Origin of the sequence: Luteolibacter sp., assembly GCF_039920825.1 — a bacterium.
GTDB lineage: Bacteria > Verrucomicrobiota > Verrucomicrobiia > Verrucomicrobiales > Akkermansiaceae > Luteolibacter.
In genome coordinates this window covers 83,565-102,812 of record NZ_JBDSCX010000003.1, presented here as the reverse complement: position 1 = coordinate 102,812, position 19,248 = coordinate 83,565, and the positions used below count along the sequence as shown (strand labels likewise).

General features: G+C 58.4%; 15 protein-coding genes. 6 read left to right on the top strand and 9 right to left on the bottom strand.

What is annotated here, in order from left to right; translation table 11 throughout:
- Positions 1-240: 240 nt before the first annotated feature.
- The 3 genes from ABIQ96_RS00665 to ABIQ96_RS00655 all read left to right on the top strand — a co-directional run bounded on the left by ABIQ96_RS00665 (position 241) and on the right by ABIQ96_RS00655 (position 3,354).
- A complete protein-coding gene (locus tag ABIQ96_RS00665; RefSeq protein ID WP_348212597.1) occupies positions 241-720 on the top strand; it encodes a bifunctional nuclease family protein in 480 nt (159 codons plus the stop codon).
- A gap of 54 nt (positions 721-774) precedes the next feature.
- Positions 775-1,989, top strand: a complete 1,215-nt coding sequence (locus ABIQ96_RS00660) for a hypothetical protein (RefSeq protein ID WP_348212596.1) — start codon at positions 775-777, stop codon at positions 1,987-1,989.
- A gap of 105 nt (positions 1,990-2,094) precedes the next feature.
- Entirely contained in the window at positions 2,095-3,354 is a 1,260-nt protein-coding gene (locus ABIQ96_RS00655) for a DUF1080 domain-containing protein (RefSeq protein ID WP_348212595.1), read from the top strand.
- A 6-nt stretch (positions 3,355-3,360) separates the two neighbouring features.
- Here the strand turns inward: ABIQ96_RS00655 and ABIQ96_RS00650 are convergent, their stop codons facing one another.
- The 9 genes from ABIQ96_RS00650 to ABIQ96_RS00610 form a co-directional block, all read right to left on the bottom strand.
- Positions 3,361-3,822, bottom strand: a complete 462-nt coding sequence (locus ABIQ96_RS00650; protein WP_348212594.1) for a DoxX family protein — start codon at positions 3,820-3,822, stop codon at positions 3,361-3,363.
- A gap of 168 nt (positions 3,823-3,990) precedes the next feature.
- Positions 3,991-6,402 carry a DEAD/DEAH box helicase family protein gene (locus ABIQ96_RS00645; RefSeq protein WP_348212593.1) on the bottom strand — a complete coding sequence of 804 codons (2,412 nt, stop codon included), beginning with the start codon at positions 6,400-6,402 and terminating at the stop codon, positions 3,991-3,993.
- On the bottom strand, positions 6,389-7,141 hold the full coding sequence (locus tag ABIQ96_RS00640) for a hypothetical protein (protein ID WP_348212592.1): 753 nt from the start codon (positions 7,139-7,141) through the stop codon (positions 6,389-6,391). Before ABIQ96_RS00640 ends, ABIQ96_RS00645 begins: the two co-directional genes overlap by 14 nt.
- Positions 7,138-10,317, bottom strand: coding sequence for an N-6 DNA methylase (locus tag ABIQ96_RS00635; protein ID WP_348212591.1), 3,180 nt, complete (start codon positions 10,315-10,317; stop codon positions 7,138-7,140). Before ABIQ96_RS00635 ends, ABIQ96_RS00640 begins: the two co-directional genes overlap by 4 nt.
- On the bottom strand, positions 10,317-10,892 hold the full coding sequence (gene lexA / locus ABIQ96_RS00630; RefSeq protein WP_348212590.1) for a transcriptional repressor LexA: 576 nt from the start codon (positions 10,890-10,892) through the stop codon (positions 10,317-10,319). The genes ABIQ96_RS00635 and lexA overlap by 1 nt, the downstream gene beginning before the upstream one ends.
- 88 nt (positions 10,893-10,980) lie before the next feature.
- Positions 10,981-13,566, bottom strand: coding sequence for a DEAD/DEAH box helicase (locus tag ABIQ96_RS00625; RefSeq protein WP_348212589.1), 2,586 nt, complete (start codon positions 13,564-13,566; stop codon positions 10,981-10,983).
- A 33-nt stretch (positions 13,567-13,599) separates the two neighbouring features.
- Positions 13,600-14,415 carry a 1,4-dihydroxy-2-naphthoyl-CoA synthase gene (gene menB / locus ABIQ96_RS00620; RefSeq protein WP_348212588.1) on the bottom strand — a complete coding sequence of 272 codons (816 nt, stop codon included), beginning with the start codon at positions 14,413-14,415 and terminating at the stop codon, positions 13,600-13,602.
- A gap of 51 nt (positions 14,416-14,466) precedes the next feature.
- The gene (locus tag ABIQ96_RS00615) at positions 14,467-15,252 is read right to left on the bottom strand and encodes an alpha/beta fold hydrolase (protein WP_348212587.1); all 786 of its coding nucleotides are present in this window, start codon (positions 15,250-15,252) and stop codon (positions 14,467-14,469) included.
- Positions 15,249-16,016, bottom strand: coding sequence for a GYF domain-containing protein (locus tag ABIQ96_RS00610; protein ID WP_348212586.1), 768 nt, complete (start codon positions 16,014-16,016; stop codon positions 15,249-15,251). The genes ABIQ96_RS00615 and ABIQ96_RS00610 overlap by 4 nt, the downstream gene beginning before the upstream one ends.
- Positions 16,017-16,044: 28 nt before the next feature.
- Between ABIQ96_RS00610 and ABIQ96_RS00605 the strand changes: the two genes are divergently transcribed.
- From ABIQ96_RS00605 to folD, 3 genes are read left to right on the top strand one after another with little or no spacing between them, the layout of a single operon-like run.
- The gene (locus ABIQ96_RS00605; RefSeq protein WP_348212585.1) at positions 16,045-17,673 is read left to right on the top strand and encodes an FGGY family carbohydrate kinase; all 1,629 of its coding nucleotides are present in this window, start codon (positions 16,045-16,047) and stop codon (positions 17,671-17,673) included.
- Between the two features lie 3 nt (positions 17,674-17,676).
- The gene (locus tag ABIQ96_RS00600) at positions 17,677-18,345 is read left to right on the top strand and encodes a lysophospholipid acyltransferase family protein (RefSeq protein WP_348212584.1); all 669 of its coding nucleotides are present in this window, start codon (positions 17,677-17,679) and stop codon (positions 18,343-18,345) included.
- Between the two features lie 10 nt (positions 18,346-18,355).
- Positions 18,356-19,237, top strand: a complete 882-nt coding sequence (folD, locus tag ABIQ96_RS00595) for a bifunctional methylenetetrahydrofolate dehydrogenase/methenyltetrahydrofolate cyclohydrolase FolD (protein WP_348212583.1) — start codon at positions 18,356-18,358, stop codon at positions 19,235-19,237.
- Positions 19,238-19,248 lie beyond the last annotated feature (11 nt).

Below are 19,248 nucleotides of genomic sequence, written 5' to 3'. Positions count from 1 at the left end.
CCTATTCCGACCCCGCGACCCCGGTCAATCCATTTTGTGATCTTTTTTGAAGGTTTTTTCAAACACCCACCCCAACCCGCTGAAATCAAACGGGTTGGGTGATGAAATTTCAAAACACGGATCATCTAACATGGGGATTTGGGGACATGGAAGCACGTTCGCTGCATGATCCTGAAGCCGGAATTGGTCTGACCCTTCTTTGATCTTGGAAACTAGGGCGTTCAGTCCGATGCTTTGACCATGCCTGAGCTTGTTCGAGTTGAGCCGATCGCCCTGTTGCCCACGCAGGCCGGATGCGCCGTGTTTCTGGGTGACGGGAAGAAATCGATCGTTTTCTACATCGATCCCGGTGTCGGAGCGTCAATCAACGCCTCATTAAGCGGACAAATGCCACCACGGCCGCTCACTCACGACCTGTATTTGCTTACACTCCAAGCCTTCGGAGCAACGGTCTCAAGGGCGGTGATCGTTCGAATGGAGCAGGACATCTATTACGCAAGACTGATTTTGGAGGCGGAAAACGAGATCATGGAGCGGAAAATCGTGGAGCTCGATGCCCGCCCGTCGGACTGCCTGGCCATCGCGGTGCGTTGCGGGGCGCCGTTTTTCGTCGTTAGGGAGCTTTGGGAGTCGCTGGAGGATATGACTGCGGTGCTCAGGGAGATGCGGGAGAGCGGCAAGGCGAACGATGACGATTCTCCGGACCTGGGCATCCTGTGAATTTTCCACAATCGCCTCTTGCGAGCGTGCCCAGCAGTTTTAGGATCAACGTCTATGAGTGCCACGTCAGCCCCCTCCCTTCCTGATTACTTTCACGAGGAAATCCTGCTTCATCCTGAAAACCGGAAATTTCCCCAATTCGATCTGGTGCGCCTGTTGGGAACGGTTTTCGAGCCGACTCAGGGTTGCAAGGTCTGCATTCTGATTGATTTCGACGAGCCTGCGGAGCTCATCAAGGACTACGCATTCCTCAATGAACCGGGCTATCCGGTGCAGAAAAACGCCCACAAGTATTTCCATCAGGAACTTGAGGCGGGAGCGCTCGATGACCTAGGAATGACCGGAGGAGAAATGTTCGCGTTCCCCTGCACCCACGGATCAAACCTCGATCTAGCAGACGATGTCTGGGATACGAAAGGAAAACTTCTTTCACTTGATAGAGACATCTATCCAAACTATGATTTGATCCTGTGCATCTCGACATTCTCCGCCACCGCGCCCCTAACCGCGAAATGCAAGGAATACGGATTCCGGGGAGCGACACTGCACGGACTCAACGACATCATCCTGAATTCCGGACTGGCGGTGGATTATCACGAGGTCTCGGGTGATGCCGAGCGGCTACGCCTCGCTTTGACTAAAGCGGATTCGATAGAAATCGACTTCGCCCTGGAGGACGGCCGCGTTCTAACGGCATGGCTCGGTCTCGACGGCCAGGAAGCCCAGAAATCCCACGGTCTTTGTCTCGGGAAAACCCCGGACATCGCCAACCTGCCCGCCGGTGAGGTTTACTTCGTCCCTGCAGATGCACGCGGTCAGTTCCCGATGAAATACGAAGATGGCACTCTCGGGGTCCTCGAAGTGAAAGACCGCTGCATCGTCCATTCCACGCTGATTCAGGGAAATCAAGCGACCATCGACGCACACAACGCCCGGCTGGCTGACGACCCGATGACAGGGACACTTGGCGAGCTCGGATTCGGCACCCAAGTGCTTCCGGTATCGGGAGCCGACATTCAGGATGAGAAGGTCCTCGGCACCTGTCACCTCGCTACGGGCCGCGACGATCATCTCGGTGGCGACATCCTGCCGAGTATGTTCAAAAAGCACGAGAATTCGACCCACGACGACATTCTCTTCGCTCCGCACAAGACACCGAATTTCAATATCAGCCAAGTGCGGATGAAACGAGGAAACCAGAGCGAGATCCTGATCGAAAATTTCCGCCCCGCCCGATATCTGATCGATGCTCTCGCAGCGGATCGCTGAATCCGCGGAAATCTTCTTCATTGTCGCTCCGTAGTGGGCGGGATAGACAAGGACGTGCACCCGCACGTCCTTGTTTTCAATCGCTCCCCCGCTTTTCCAATGCCCATGAAGAATCTTCTCATTCCGTTCATCCTCGCTATCGCCGGATCTAACGTCTTTGCCGCCGAATCCTCCGGAGCACGTCCGCTATTCAATGGCAAGGACCTCAGCGGATGGTCCGGGGACGGCTACATCGTCGAGGACGGAGCGATCGTCTGCACGCCGGAGGGGAAAAACCTGATGACGGAACAGACCTTCGCCAACTACATCCTCGAGTTCGATTTCAAACTTCCGCCCGGAGGCAACAACGGCCTCGGCATCCACTATCCCGGAACCGGCGACGGTGCCTATGCAGGCATGGAAATCCAAATCCTGGACAACTCCGACCCGAAATACGGCGAATTGAAGGACTATCAGTTCAACGGCTCGCTTTATACTCTCGCCCCTGCGAAGAAGAGCGGGCTGAAACCTGTCGGCGAATGGAATCACGAACGGGTGGTCGTTTCCAATCCGGGCCTAACAGTCGAACTGAACGGCGAAATCATCCTCCGCGCCAATCTGGACGATCTGAGCGCCAAGCATCCCGACCATCAAGGAGCGAAACGGCGGGCAGGTCACATTGCCTGGCTCGGACATGGTGATCGGGTCGCATTCAGGAACATCGAAATCACCGAAGTCAAACCAGCCGCCAACACCGAAGGAGTGATGGCCGCGGGGTTCACCCGGCTGTTCAACGGCAAAAATCTCGACGGATGGAAGCACGGAAATAGCGCGGAATGGACGGTTTCCAACGGCATTCTCAAACACAGCGGCCGCCCGGGAGAACCTTCCGATCTCTGGACCGAAAAGGAATACGGCGACTGTACACTCGTTTTCGATTGGCGTTGGGCTGGCAGCGGACCTCTCCAGAAGCAACCCATCGTCCTGGCCGACGGTAACAACAAACTCGGAGCCGACGGGAAACCCGAAATGGTAGAAATCGAGGAACTCGACAGCGGGATCTATCTGCGGGGAAACATCCAGAGTCAGGTCAACCTGTGGAACTGGCCGATCGGCTCCGGTGAGGTTTACGGCTACCGCACCAACCCCGCGATGTCGCCCGAGGTCCGCGCCGGCGTCACTCCCAAAGCCAAAGCCGACCTTCCGTTGGGCGAGTGGAACCGGACGATGGTCACCATCAAGGGCGACCGTCTAACTGTCGCGCTGAACGGCCGCGTGGTGATCGACAATGCGCAACTTCCCGGGGTTCCGGCCAAGGGAGCCATCGGACTCCAACATCACGGCTCGGCAATTGATTTCGCCAACCTCTGGATCAAGGAATTGTAGGCGTTCTCACGGTTTCCGGCTTTTCCACCAGCGCTCGATGAAGGCATCCAGAGCGACTTTCCCGGGACCAAATGCCAGCAGAACAAGGCATACGCACAGGAACATAAAGGGTGCCTGATCGGTAAAATCATAAAGGCTCGCAAATCCTTCCTCGCGGTGGGCAGTTAGATAGGCCACGATCATCGAAATGATCAGCGGCACCGAAGCGAGACGCGTACCAAGACCCACCATCAACAAGATCCCGCCGATCATTTCCGTGCAACCCACCAGTCCGGCGTGAAACGCGGGAGCAGGGATGTGGAGATCTTCGAAAAAGGCGGTCGTCTTGTCGAAATGGGCGAGCTTGCCTTTGCCTGATAAATAGAACCGATAGCCGATGGTGATTCGGAGGAAGAGAAGCACGAAACATTGCAACCAGGGGTTGCAGCGTTCATGAATGGCGGCGATTTTATCGAGGATCGGTTTCATAGGGAGGGATGGTAGGAGCCGTAAAGATGGAGATTATTTCAAAAAACCGTGTGCGTCGACACTTGCTCGGGAAAGATCCCATGCCCAATCGCCTGCCTCCATGGATACAGTTCGGTTGGTATGACGTCGCAAAATACCCGGATTGCATGTCTCACCCTTAGGACGGGCTCAGCGCTGTCTGTCCGGTCGAGAATCGGCTGACGCTTCTTCATCAGCAGCCTTTACAATATATCCCATGTTCCGGTAGGCAATCATCCGCTTGCGGCGCATGAACGTGGTGAGTGGTTGCTCCGGCTCGGCGTAATCGTAAATCCGTACTTCGGATTTGTCTTCGCTGGCGCGGTGGAGTCGGCCAGCGTATTGAATGATTCGGCCTTTGAACGAGACGGGCAGAGTCAAAAATAAGGTGTCGAGCTGCGGCAGATCAAATCCTTCTCCGACCAAAGACGAGGTGGCGAGTAGAGCGAACCCTCCGCCTTCGGCGGCAAGGCCCGCAATACCTAATAATGCGGCGGCCCGCGTTTTCTTGCCCATATTTCCATCGATCCGGAAAACCCGTTCGGTGGATCCGGCGCTCCCCTCGACGAGCAGCCGTTCGAGGGTGACAAGGTGTTCCTTCCGGTCGCTGAGCACCGCACAACAGCGCTTTTGCCTCAACGCTTCCGCGATGTCGGCAGCAATGATCCGGTTGCGTCCCTCGTGTTCCGCGAGCAGCCCCCAAAGTTCATGCACAGGCATTCGGAGATCCTCCAGCGGCAAATCGAGATGAATGTCGCGTAGGACAAGTGTCCGCTTGATCGACGGATCAGGCGGCATTTCCAAACGATGCCGGATCGGGCCGCACTGGAGAAAAAGAATCTTCTGCAAGCCATCCTTGCGATCAGGTGTCGCGGTTAGACCGAGGAAATGGCGTGCGGTGCAGGTCTTCATGACCGCTTCGAACGAGGCTGCCGGGACGTGATGACATTCGTCGATGATCACTTGGGTAAATGGAGCGAACATGGCCTCGGGATTCGCGGCTTTGACGAGAGTTTGGATCATTCCGATCACGATACTTGGAGTTCCGCTGGTCCCATTTGCGGAAAGGGCTCCGATTTGTTTTTTCTCCAACCCGAGAAACTGCCCGATCCGTGAAACCCACTGATCGAGCAAGGTCTTCCTGTGAACGAGGATGAGTGTGGGAACTTTTCTAGCAGCGATCATCGCACAAGCCATAACAGTCTTCCCCGCTCCCGGCGGAGCTAACAAGATGCCGTCGTCATGGAGCGACATCGCATCGACCGCAGTCTGCTGATCCGCCGTGAGTTTGCCTTTGAATTCGAAATCGCATCGCCCGGCATCCGGACGCTTGTCCACGATTTCCAACCGGCCGCCGGCTTTGCGAAACAGCTCTTCCGCTGCCGAAACGACTCCGCGCGGAAGGATCAGACGGTCGGCGTGGATCTCCCCACAGAAGATGAAGCGCGGGCTATTGTAGGTGCCGAATCTCAGCCGCTGCTTCTCGAAAAACACCGGATTCGCCAGCGTGGCCAGTCGTTTCAAGGCGGCGACCAAGGAGACCGGCAGGTTCGAAATCGGGATCTCCAACTGGGCGCGACGCACGGCTTTCACCGAGCCAGTGAAGTCGCCCCGTTTCACCGCGGCGGGAATCACGTCGAGCACGCGGTCCTCGTATCGAGGAGCGAGCTGCGGGTCATCATCCACCCCGGCGGGGACGTTATGATCTAGCAAGTCTTCCAAATGTTCGCGGTCGATGCGTGGAACTCGCGAGAGAAATGCCCACTGATCGGGATGCGGCGCAAAGTCCTCGTCGAGAAACACGGAGTTGCCCAAGTCACGGGACTTCGCCTGGAGTGGCAGCGCGATCAGATTGCCGAATCCACCGGCTGGCAACGTGTCCTGATTCGGGAAAAAGCGATCATAAGAAGCCAGCGACATCGCCGGATGAATCGCCGATGCTTTTGCAACTATCAGGGTGCCCAGACGTCGTGCCATAAGTGCCGGGACAGGTTCGTTAAAGAAAATCCACGCATGCCCGCCATTTCCCGAACGGGATCTTTCCACGGCAACCTCCACACCCAGTTCCCGGGCGGCATCCCGATACGCTCGGATGTCCTCCCGCCAACCGTCGCCATCGAAGTCCGCCGCGAGGAAAACGCAGATGTTGTCTGAGCGGATCGCATAAGTGCCGATGACAGCTTTTCCTGTCAGATGATCCCGTGCCACCGATTCATCCAACGGCGGAAACGCCTGATGCGGGCAATCCGAACACTTCACCCTGGGCTTCTCGCAAACCCCACGAAACCACTCGTTCCGGCAGACCGGAGAGTAGCCTTTGCGCCCGGATTTTTCATTCTCCCACAGCTTCGGATAGACATCAGCGCGGCAACGAAAGAGCGAGAGGAAGATGTCGATCTTCTCCGCAGGGCTGAAGTCGGCGGTCACGACGGTTTCTTTTTCCAATTGCTGTTCCGCCAGCAGAAGACCGCGCTCCCGGATCAGCGCCTCTCGCCGCGAGTCAAGTTCGCGGAGCTCGGCCTCTATTTTCTGAAGGAGAACGATTTTTTCATCCGCAGTCATGCCACAAGTGATAGATCGTAATGTCGGTGGCCGGTCCCTTGCCGTGGAGCCATGGAAAAGACCTCTTGTGGCGACTGGTGTGGACGGCTTCGGCACCGTCGGTTGCCGCCGCGGCGTTGATTGTCGCTGCCGTAGGCAACTCCAAAGTGTGCAGTGACTTCATGCGGGTGGATTCGGACATCGCGGGGATGAGGTGTTTGCCAATCGTTCGCCCGTTTCGAGCAAAAGCCAACATCATCCCTTCCTGCATTGCCCAAGCGTAGTCGCCACGGACGAAACGAATCAGTCCGTCATCGCAATACTTTGAACCCGCCGGGTGGCTGGCATCCACGGGTTTGCACTCGACGAACAACGCGTCGAATTCAGGAATCACGGGATGAGGCTCGCCTTCGTCATGCCGAAGCTTGAAGCACATATCCGGTGTCTTGGTGAGAACCGCGCCGTTGTAGTTGGCGCATTGGCCTTGGCGAACCACGGGCTCATAGGTGCGCTTATTGAAGCCGGCGACAGTCCCCGCTTGCCGAAGGTCGTTTTCAATGGTGCTGAGTAAAGCGGCGGTAACTTCGTCCTCGGTGGCATCTGCGAGGCGGAAGTGCTGGTCGCGCAGCAACTCCAAGGCCCGGATCAAAACCCGCCGGATGAGGAGGATGACTGGCAGCCCAAGGCGGGGATGCGGCAGATGATACCGCTCCGGCGGCACCCCGAGGGTGAAAAACCCGGCTGTGCGGGCAGTGCTCATTCGGTTTCCGGAAGTCCAAATGCCCCAAGGTGCTGCCGGATGATGTGCTGGGCGCAAAGCCGGGCGCGGGTGACCGTCCACCAGCGGCGCTGATTGAGAAGGCCTAGCAACAGACCTCGCTTGCCCGGGGCATGGACGATGATCCTGCTGACGCCGCGTTGATTGGCGACCTTCATCGCCTCGCGGAGCAGGCTCGGTTGGAAGGGAACTTCGGTCGATTTTCTGGAAACCGTCAGGAAGAACCATGGTTCGCGCCACTCGCCGGACTGTTTCTCCGGTTCAAGAACTTCGACGCTCTCACCACAAACATCGAAGTAGGGATTCAGTTCTTCGCGAAGCGTCTGCAGGAAATCCTCGCGCGTCGCTTGTGCCGTGCGATCCAACGCCGCCTTGCCCGCCTTGCGATAGGATGCGGCGGAAAAGAGTGTGTCCTTTGCGACTTGGACGGCGTCATCATCAAGCCCGTAGAGATGGAAGATAAACGAATCGATCTCGTCCCAAGGTTTGATGGAATCGTTCTCCAAACGATGGGCTAATTTCTGAATTTTCGATTTGGTGGCGGGAGAGACCTTTTCCAGATCAGGGAACGGAAGCGCTTCAAACTCCTCCTTGTTAAAGGTTTGTCTGTCGAACCCACTGCGTCGGCTGGTCATCAAACAGAAATAGGCGAAAAGTCTTGTATGAGGCAGTAGGTAGATAAGTGCAGCAAGTGACTCACCATCGGGATGTCCTGCGCAGGAATAGCCGTAGTAGCTTTGAGAGAAGGCGAGAGGCTGTTTAGAAATAAAAGCTCGTGCTCCCGAAGAACTTTGACCGGGGGATTGAGGTATTATGACAAGCGGTGATTGATATAGCTCTTCAGATTTAGTCCAATAGACGGTGTCCTTTCCATTCTTTTCTCGAAAGGTGATCAAACTAGAGTGATCGATTCGAAAGGTGTCAGGGATTCGCTCAAAATCTTTTAAATCTGCAATGAATTCTGCAGGCATTTGCTCAAGATCATTGGACAGATTATATCCTTGGCCTGTTTGTTTCTTCTTTTTGTCCCATTTCTTCCAAGCTCCGCCTAATGTTTCAAATTTTGATTTTATCAAAGTCTCCATCACCTCAACATCCAGCCAAGTCCCCAGCGAGAGGGTCTTGAGCAGCCACGGTTGTTTCTCCACCCTCGTGATACTGAGTGCTTGCGAAGTTTCATAATCGATCCGGAAACGACCTCGCTCATTCTGTCGTTGTTCGTAAAGGGGGGTGGAGTATTGAAAACGATGTTCCTCCGCAGGGACGGCGTTTCTGGCAAACCAAACGCAGGCAGGCATGTCCACCCCTTCCCAGACTGCGGTTTTTCTCAGGTCGGCACAGTTTAGCAGGCCTGTCATTTCAACGCTCCGCAGGATCGCCCGCCATGCTTCAAAGCCCTTGCCGCTGGTGCGTCCGAACAAACGGGCGGGCATGGCCAAGGCGATGATTCCGGGTTCGCACTCTTCGGATTTTGGCTTCGCCCATTCCGTTGCCCGCCAGAGGAACGGCAGGTCGGGATTCTTGTCCGGATTCTGATAGTTTTTCGCCAGATCGGCAAAGCCTCTCGCCATGAGCACGCGTCGGCCAATTTGCGTGAACGCGTCGTTCAGCTCGTCCGTCTTGGATCTGCCCGTGGCTTCTTCTTCGTTTTCCTGATCCGCATTTTCCCGGAGACGCGTCCATGGCGGATTGCCGATGACGATGTCAAAGCGGCCATTGAAATCCGGGGACACGTCGGGACCGAGGCTGCCGAGTGAGAAGGCGGTGGCTTTTGTGGCACTCTCATCTTCGTTTCCGAAGCGATGCAGCACTTCGCCCCGGAGATTGCGCGGGAACTTGAGGGAACGCGGTGGCCTGGGAGTGCCGTTGACCTCGATGGCGGTGATGTAAAGCGCGAGTGCGGCGAGGCGGAGAGCCGGTTCGCTCACATCGAAGCCGCATAATTGCTGATAGAGAATCTCTTGAATGACAGCAGTCTTCGGACGCTCCTCGTCGTGCTGCCAGCGTTCGCGCACCAACCTTCGGAAGGCGAGAACGAGAAAAATCCCGGCTCCGCAAGAAGGATCGAGCACATGAGCTGACGCGGGTTTCTTGAGTGCGGCAAAGGACTCGTTGACCATCAAATCGGCGATGGTCCGCGGAGTGTAATGGACGCTGGTATCCTTCGCGGTCCGGGTGTCCGCACGGTGGCTGAAGCTTTCATACACCTGACTCAGCACGCCGACCGGGATGTGTGCGAAATCCAAATCTCCCCAGTCGAACTCGGGCTGGAAATCTCCACCGACTTCGTTCCATCCCCTGAGAATGGCCTGAAGGTGATCGAAGATTTTCTTCCCGACAAGATGCTGGGTGCGTTGATAGAAACGAAGGTAGGCGGCTTGACGGGTTTTCCGATCTCCGGCGGGAATCTCCTCATTGATGAGCGGCAGGAAATCGCCATTGAAGGTTTCATCGAGCCAGGCGGATGTTTGTGCCGCAGCTTCCGCTGAGGAAAAGGCGTCTTTCAATCCGGATGCTGCGGGGCAGATATCGGAGGCTTCGTTTTCCAACACAATCCGGCGGTCGATCAGGAAGCGGAAAAACAATGCGCGCCCGGTCATCGAGAGCACTTCGAGCGCGTCGATCCGACCTTTGCCTTCCTTGGGCACGAAGGCGTTGGTGGTTTGGGTGAGGAGGTCGAAGATTTTCCGGAAGACGTAATCCGTTCCGTGGAGCCGGTCGTTTTCCTCGAAGGTTCCATGAACCAAACTTTGGAAAAACATAGGAGCGGTCATGCTGTCGGCCTTGATGGATTTCACCGGCACGGTGCTCGCGGATTCGCGAAAGCCGATTGGGTAGATTTCCAGTGAGCCTGGTGTGACGACGCCCAGCCATGCGGGATCGCTGCGATTGGCGAGTTGGCGGCTGATTTTAGAGAGGGAAACCGGATCGAATTTCAAATCCTCGCAGGCATCCACAATATAGAGTAGTGCCGTTCCCTGATTCTCGGCTACCGCAGTGACGAGAGGCTTCTGGGTGGAGCGTTTCGGCAGGAGATCAAGATAGTCGAGTTGCTCTGGATCCGAGAGTTTTCCATCCAAGCGAATGAAGTCCGTGCACCCGAAAGCGGCAAGGCGCTGTTCCAGCGGTCGAACAGGAGATGGACTTGCGGAGGGCATTATGCGGCGAGAATTCGGATCACAGCCTTGGCCACTCCTTGGATTTGCAGGTCATGGGCGGGGATGATATCGGGATAGGCGGGATTTTCGGCTTTCAACCAAGCCTTGCCGTTTCTTACGACGAGGGTTTTCAAGGTGCATTCCTGATCGATCAAGGCGGCGACGACATCTTGGTTTTTTGGTTTGGCAGAGCGATCCAAAAGAACGAGATCACCATCGAAAAATTGCCTCCCGGTCATGGAATCGCCACGGACCCGAAGTGCGAAGGCATCCGTAGGATTTCTGATTCCGAAGTTGAGTGGATTGAATTGAAGGCGTTCGATGCGCCCTACGTCCTGGTTATCAGGGAAACCAGCTGCAATTGAGCCGAGCAGAGGGACTCCCGTTTCCGGCGTCTTTGCCAGCTTCAGGGTTCTTGCGCGCCCAGGTTGGAAAGTAACGTCGCCAGCATCACGCAATCGATTAATCAGCTTCTTTGCTGCGTTTGTGCTTTGATAGCCGAGTTCAACGCAAATTTCTCGAAAGCAGGGAGGAGGAGCGCCAGCCGCCTCCAGTTTGTGAAGGTAGCTGAGCAATTTCTCCCTAGGGCTAGATTGCGAACGAGGCATGTGGTGAACAAATGTTCACTTTGAACTTCAGATTTGCAATTCGGAAGTCAGCAAATCAGGGAAAATTTCCTCCGCTCTCAATTCCATCGGCTTCCGCCAGCGCTTTTTCGGCAGCTTTCTGGTGGGGTCCGGCTTCTTCGGCGAGGTCGCTTTCGATGAGGAGTTTGGCCACTTTTTGTTTTTTGGCGGCGAAGGTGCGGAGGTCGGTGATGCGTTGGAGTTGCTCAGGGGTGAGCGAGGGCTTGGCTGCCGGGGCGTCGCCTGTTAGCGGCCGGGTGGCGCGGGTGTTGAGGGTGATGAGGCCGCTTGCGGCGAGTTGTTGGATGGCGGACCAGGTGGCTTCGTCGAGGACTTGGAGCTTGGGGACGTTTCCGCGCCAGTCGGTCTCATGGAAGAGGGCGGAGACGGCGGCGGCGCGCGTGGGATCGCGCAGAACGGTGAGGAGGACGGGTGTGGCGTCGCCGGGGAGGATGGCTTCCTGGCAGTGGAGGAGGGCGGGGCCGAGGGTGGCGGCGGCTTTTTCCGCGAAGGCGAGGGAGGGATCGGCGGGTGGGGATTTCTCGACAGGTTTGCCGTGGGGGGCGATGGATAGAATCTGTTGGAGGCGGGCGATATTGGCGTCGCGGCCGCGCTTGAGTTTAGCCTCGCTGAGGGATTTTTCGGTGCCGTCGAGCACTCCCTCGGCGAGGGTCATCTTGTTGGCGAGGGTTTCGAGCATGGCGTGCTCGAGGGTGCCTTCTGCGATGAGGTTGACGACGGTGACGGGGCGTTTCTGGTGTTTCCGCCAGGCGCGGGCGATGCGTTGTTCGAGGCGGGCGGGGTTCCAGGGGAGGTCGCAGTTGACGACGACGCTGGCGTTCTGGAGGTTGAGGCCGACTCCGCCGGAATCGGTGCTGAGGAAGAGGCGGCAGTTCGGATCGTTGCGGAAGGCGAGGATCTCACCGCGGCGCTTCTGCTGGGGGACGCTGCCGGTGTGCCAGGCGTAGCCGACGGAGTTTCTATCGGCCCAGTCGCGGACTTTTTTCAGCATGCCTTCCCACTCGGAGAAGATGATGACTTTCACGTCAGGATCGGAGAGGCATTCGTCGAGCACGCGGGCGAGTTCGTCGAGCTTCGGGCAGTCCTGGCAATCGTGGCCCTTGATGATGGAGGGCGAGTCGCAGATCATGCGCATGATGGCTAACAGGATCATCATGCGGTCGGATTCCTGTTTGGTCAGCGGGCGCTTGAGGGAGCGTAGGACGAGCTGGGAGACTTGTTGTTTGTATTCCTCATATTCGGCCCGCATGGCGGAGGTGAGCTGGATGAAGTGCTGGCGATCGGTGCGGTCGGGGAGTTCCGTTTCGACGTGGTGCTTGCGGCGGCGGAGCAGGATGGGACGGATGCGCTCGCGGAGGGCGGCGAGATTCTTGTAGTCCGACGGGCGGCCCTTTTCGTCGAGCTGATAGAAGTCGCGATTGAAGCGGAACAGCGGGCCGAGAAGCGTGGGATCCAGGAAATCGACGATGGAGTAGAGTTCGTCGATGCGGTTCTCGATCGGGGTGCCGGTGAGGACGAAGGCGTAGCGGCTTTCGAGGCGCTTGACAGCCTGGGCGGTTTTGGTGGCCCAGTTTTTGATACGCTGGGCTTCGTCGAGCACGATGATGTCGGGCTTGAGGTGGATGTTGATGTCGAGGCTGTCGGTGACGACCTGCTCGTAGTTGACGATGGTGAAAAACGGCGGGTTGGGATCGGCATAACAGGCGGCGCGGATCGAGCGGTGGCCGTAAACGAGGCGTTTCCCGAGAGTGGTGAATTTCCCGATCTGCTCCTCCCACTCGGCTTTCAACGAGGCGGGTGTGACGATGAGGACGCGCTTCGCTTTTCCGAGGTGGTGAAGCAGGGCGCAGGCGGCGATGGCCTGGATGGTTTTGCCGAGGCCCATTTCGTCGGCGAGCAGAGCGCGTTCGCCGAACGCGAGGTGGAGCATGCCCTCGCGCTGATAGGGATAGAGCGGGCTGAGGGTGACGTGCTCTGGATGGCGGCCCTGGACAATGCCGGTTTCGTAATCGCGGCGAAGGATGCGGCGCTCTTCGGCATGACGAGCGGATGTTAGGAATGCCTCCACGTCTTGGGAGATGCGGACTTTTGGGTGCCTGCTGATTTTTCCGAGTGCTTCCTCGCTGTCATTCCAGAGGACTCCTTCTGCATCGAAAAGCGGGCGAAGAGAGGATGGGATTTTGGAAAAATTCCGCTCGATGCGCAGGGTTTCGCCTGCGGGAACGAGGTCGATGCGTTTCGATCCGGATTTCCCGGCGAGTTGGAAATCGCCTTTCACGCGGCGTTTCAGCCAGATGAGGGTAGCCTCGATGTGCTTGCAGGTGCCGAGGCCGTTGATGCGGAAGTCCGGGCAGGTGCAGGAAAACGCGCGGTCGCTGAGATCGCGGATTTCAGTCTGATAGATCATGCCGCTGGGGGAGACGACGCGGAAGTTCGAGAAGACGGGATGCTCCGGGTGGAGGTTGGTGATGCCGTGTTTCTCATCGCGGGCGCGCTGGACTCGACGGAGAATCTCGTCCTGGTCCGTGGTGCGCCAATCGGCGGCGGATGGGAGCGGGATGGCGGCGGATTTTTTCTTCGCGCGGGATTTCTTGGCGGGCATGGGGAATGGGAGTTGGAAAACACCGGGGCCGGATCAAGGCACCCGTGGAAATTTCGAGAAATCCGGTTTCCGTTTTTCAAGGAAGGCTTGTTTCCCTTCGCGGCCTTCCTCGCTCATGTAGTAGAGAAGCGTGGCGTTTCCTGCTAGATCGAGAAGTCCCATCTGGCCGTCGCAATCGGCGTTGAGCGCGGATTTCAAACAACGCAGGGCGAGTGGCGAATGGGCGAGCATTTCGCGGCACCACTGGAGGGTTTCCTTTTCGAGATCGGCGAGCGGGACAACGGTGTTGACGAGGCCCATGTCGAGAGCTTGTTGGGCGTCGTATTGGCGGCAGAGATACCAGATTTCGCGGGCTTTTTTCTGACCGACGATGCGGGCGAGGTAGCTGGAGCCGAGGCCGCCGTCGAACGAGCCGACCTTGGGACCGGTCTGGCCGAAGCGGGCGTTGTCGGCGGCGATGGTGAGGTCGCAGACAATGTGCAAAACGTGACCGCCACCGATGGCGTAACCGGCGACCATCGCGACGACGGGTTTGGGCAGGGAGCGGATTTTCTTCTGCAAATCGAGCACGTTGAGGCGCGGGATGCCATCCTCGCCGATGTAGCCGGCGTGGCCGCGGACTTTCTGGTCGCCGCCGGAGCAGAATGCGAGATCGCCCGCGCCGGTGAGGATGATCGCGCCGACCTTGGGATCTTCATGGGCAAGATCGAAAGCGATCAGCATTTCCTTCACCGTCTGCGGGCGGAAGGCGTTGCGCACTTCGGGGCGGTTGATGGTGATTTTGGCAATACTTCCCTCATCCGTCGTTTCAAAACGGATGTCCTCGAATTCGCGCACAGTGGTCCACATAAGGGCAGCAGTTTGGACGATCGACCATGCGCCCGCAACTCCGATGCGGGCTCAAACGTAACCAAGTTTCAGGAAACTGCCGACCGTCTCGGCAAACCACGTTTCCGCTGCCCAAGGCACGCGATGACCAGTTCCAGGAGCGATCGCGACGCAGCCCTTCGGTATCAGGGATGAGGCGCGTTCGGCGAGAGCGCGGAATTTCGTGTCGTTTTCCCCGGCGACCCACAGGACGGGAATCGTGATCTTGCCGAGACGATCCCACAACGGCTCCTGGGCCCCGAGCGACCAATCGACAAAGCTGCGGGCGATTTCCCGGCGGCGCATGATGAGCCGGCCGGAGGCCTGCGGATCACGCATCGCCGCATCACCTAGGATGGGTTGGGCATTCCATGCGGTGAGAAATTTCTGCCAATCACCAGCCAGTGCTTGAGTTGCCCATCCGGCGTCGGAGGCGCGGCGGTCCGCTCGCTCTGTTTCGGAATCCAATCCTGGATGGGCGGAAACGATGATGGCCGCCTGCCACGGATGACCGTCTTCTAACAAAGAATGCAATGCCATCCGACCACCCATCGAGTAACCGAGAAGAGCACGGCTGCTCCCACGGAAGACTTCGCCGCTGGCGTCGGCATTGAGCGCCTTCCCGAAATCCGTTAGCGGCATGGGGCAGCATTCGAGAAACCGCCATGAATCGATGGCGCGGGTCCCGATCCCGGTGGCGGCCATGCTTTTCGCAAAGCCGCGCCAATCCGCCGCCATGCCGACGGCCCCGTGGAGACACCAACATTCCATCGGTCCGGCCTCGCGGCGTTCGTCGGTCTGTTTGGAATATTGGATCACGGTTTCGGTGGGGAACCATTCGCCGCATGGCGCATGATTTCACGGATTTGGTCCCGAAGCTCGGGAGAGCCGAAGGCACCCAGCAAAATCGCGATCAAGAGTCCCATCACCACGAGTCCGATGGCTAACAGAAGCCAGTAAACAATCGCAAGAAAGATCCCCGCACCATCGAGTTTCTTGTGATAGGCGAATCCGCCCGGACAGGCGAAACAACGGTAGCCGACCCAGAAGCCAAGGATCGGGACAAAATTCCCGAGAAACCACCAGCGGCTCATGCCCAAATTCACCAAGCGCCTCAGCCCGATAAAGATAAATACCAGAGCAGGAATCAAACGGATCCCCGGTGAGGCGAATATCATGATTTGAGGACCGAATTGTGACGTGAGAAACGGCATCGCCGCCGCAACTCCATACACCCACAAGCCCGGGAAGAACAATGTGATAAGCAGGTAACTCCGCCGTCTCGCTCCCGGCCATCCGCCTTCCTTGCCCATCACTTCCGCAGCGGTTTCCTGCTTGGGCGGCGAGTAGGGATCCGTCGGCGGTCCCAAGGTTTGCGCGGGCTCGGGAGCCGTCCGCCGCTCGAACAGCCCCTCGATTTCGCCCGAGGGTTTCCAAGCGTCCATGCCTTGCGTCCACACCATGTCGAGGCGCGGGTTCAATTCCCCGTCTGTCGCCTTGATCCGCAGATCGGAAAGGGTCACGGGCCCGATCCTCTCGCCCTCTCCCGAGTAAAACCAAGCATCTTGCGGCGTGTCGTTCATGGATGCTGAATATCTAATTCTATAAATCATGTCAAACCCGCGGTCCCTGCGGATTTCCACGACGGCGGGACTTGTCAAATCCTCCATCGTGTTGAAACTCGCGGCACCCGTCCTCCCACCTTGTTTGACGGACCTTGCGATTCTTAGGACACCAACCATGCACTTTCTGGGGATTGAAATCGGCCATGGCGGCACCCGCGCCGTAGCCTTGGATCTGGAATCCGCGGTGATCCGTGCCGAAGCGTGGGTCCCCCACGATTGGATCGAAGGACTTCCGGCAGGCTATCGCGAGCAGAGTCCGGCGCAGTGGATCGACGCCGTGGACCGCGCGGTGCGCCAATGCCTTGCCGCGCTCGAAGGCCAGAAAGATCGCGTCGCGGCCATCGGCGTGGCAGGCCCCCAACGCGGGCTTGTTTTGCTGGACGAAGCCAACCGCATCATCCGCCCGGCGAAACTCGCGGGTGACGTCTCGGTAAAGAAGCAGGCGGACGAAATCGCCCGCGCGTTCGGCGGCGCACCCGGATTGATCGAGGTCGCGGGACAAGCACCCGGAGTGGAGTCGGCGGCAGCGGAATGCCTGTGGCTGAAACAGCACGAACCCTATCATTTTCAACGCGCCGCCAGCCTGCTCACCGCGCAGGATTTCATCGCCTACTGGCTGACGGGCGAACGTTCCACCGAGGCCGGCAGCGCGTCGGGAACCGGATTGTTAGACATCCGCACGCGGAAGTGGTCGGCGGAGCTCATTGATTTCATTGACCCGGCTCTGGCCTCGCTGCTGGCACCCATCGGTCCGTCCGATCAACCTCGCGGCTTGTTGCGTCCGGCGCTGGCCCGCGAATGGGGCGTTTCGGAACTGGTGCAGGTCGGTGCCGGCAGCGCGTCGCCAATGTTGGCCGCGCTCGCCGCCGGATGTGTCACGAACGGCACGGTGGCGGTCGAACTCGGATCGTCCGGCGTGATTGTCGGCGTCGGCGATGCTCCGGTGATCGATTTCCGCGGAGAAATCACCCCGCTTTGCAGCGCGACGGGCAGTTGGCTCGGTCTTGCAACGACGACGAACGCGGCAGTGGCTCCCGAAGTCCTGCGACGTCACTACGGCTGGAGTCCGCAACAGTTCGAAGCGATGGTCGCGAGCGTTTCGCCGGGTGCGGACGGACTGCTACTTTTGCCGTATTTCACCGGTGAATCGATCCCCCGCCTGCCGGATGGCACTGGTGTCTTGCACGGCATCACTCCGGAAAATTTCACCCCCGCGCACATGGCCCGGGCGGCGGCGGAGGGCGTGGCGTTAGGTCTTGGTTACGCGATGAGCCGGCTGCGCGATTTGGGTTTCGATCCACCGGAAATTCGTTTGTTAGGTCCGGGTGTGGCCAGTCCGGTGACGCGCCAACTGCTGGCCGACGTCTTCGGCGCGCCGGTGGTTCCTGTTTCCAGCAGGCAGGGAGCCGCCGTGGGCGCGGCGATGCAGGCGGCGGTGGCGTTTTTCCATCAGAGCGGTGAGTCGTTAGGTTTTGAGGAAATCGCCAGCTACCTGGTCGCGGGCGATTCAGAATCCCGTTGCGACCCGGATCCGCAGGCACACGAGATGTATCAGGAACTGATGTCCCGCCAGCAATACCTCGTGGACACGCTTCATCCCGCCGGCTTCCTCTAACCGATGAGTTCTAAAAGCACCGAGATCCGCGGCAGCCGCAAGGCGGAAATCCTCGGAACCCTCGCGGGGTGGCTCATGAAACTCTGGAACGCCACCCTGCGCTTCGAGGTCGATGACCGTTGCGGGATCACCGGTCCGGACAACCATTTGCCGCCCGTCATCTACGCGATGTGGCACAACCGGATCTTCGTCATCCCATCGATTTGGCGAAAAAACTGTGGCCGCCACCGCAGGGCTGTGGTGCTCACCAGCGCGAGCAAGGACGGCGCGATTCTCGCCCGCGCAATGGCTGTTTTCGGCATCGGTTCGGTGCGCGGCTCATCCTCGCGGCGGGCCGTCGCCGCCTTGATCGGGATGAAGCGCGAGCTCAAGGAAGGCGTTGATGTCTGCATCACCCCGGACGGGCCGCGTGGGCCCCGCTATGGCTTCCATGCGGGCATGATCAAGCTCGCCGAGTCCTCCGGCGCGCCCATTTTACCGATCCACGCCCGGTTTCATTCCGCTTGGCGATTGAAAACCTGGGACCGCCTCGTGATCCCGAAACCGTTCAGCCGGGTCACCGTGATTTTCGACGAGACTCTTGCCGTCCCGCCCAAGCTTGATGAAGCTGCCTTCCAACAGCACAGCGACCGCATCCGGGAAATCCTTCTCGCCGGGACCGATGATGCCTGAAATTTTTCTCATGAACTCACCGAAAATCCTCGATGGAAAATCCGTAGCCGCCGCCGTGCTCGACGAGTGCCGCGCGGAAACAGCCGAACTGTTAGCCAAAGGCATCCAGCCCGGCCTGGCCGTGGTACTCGTCGGCGCCGACCCGGCGTCGCAAGTCTATGTCGGGTCGAAAGCCCGCACCTGCGCCGAGCTGGGTTTCCACTCGGTAAAAATCGAGCTGTCCGCGGAAACCACGCAGGACGAACTGCTCCAAGTCGTGCGGGATTTGAATGCGGATCCGAAAGTCCACGGCATCCTTGTCCAGTTCCCACTGCCCAAGCACATCAACGAGGAAGCCATCATCCGAGGTCTTGATTCACGCAAGGACGTGGATGGATTTCACCCGGAAAATGTCGCCAAGTTGGTGTTGGAAGATCCCACCGGATTCGTCCCCTGCACCCCGGCAGGCTGTATGAAATTATTAGAAATTTCCGGCATCGAAACCAGCGGGGCGGAGGCCGTCGTGCTCGGCCGCAGCATGCTCGTGGGCAAATCCGTGGCATCGTTGTTAGTTTCGAAAAACTCAAACGCGACTGTCACCATCGCCCACTCGCGGTCCAAAGATTTGCCCGCGATCTGTCGCCGCGCGGACATCCTCATCGCCGCGGTCGGTCGTCCGGAAATGGTCAAAGCCGACTGGGTGAAACCCGGTGCCGTCGTCATCGACGTCGGCATCAACCGCGTTGAGGATTCCACGAAAAAATCCGGCTTCCGCCTCACCGGGGACGTCGCCTACGCCGAAGTCGCCCCGCTCTGCTCCGCCATCACACCCGTCCCCGGCGGCGTCGGCCCGATGACCATCGCGATGCTGATGAAAAACACGCTGCAAGCGGCGAGGCAGATCGGAGCGTGATTTCCTTTTGC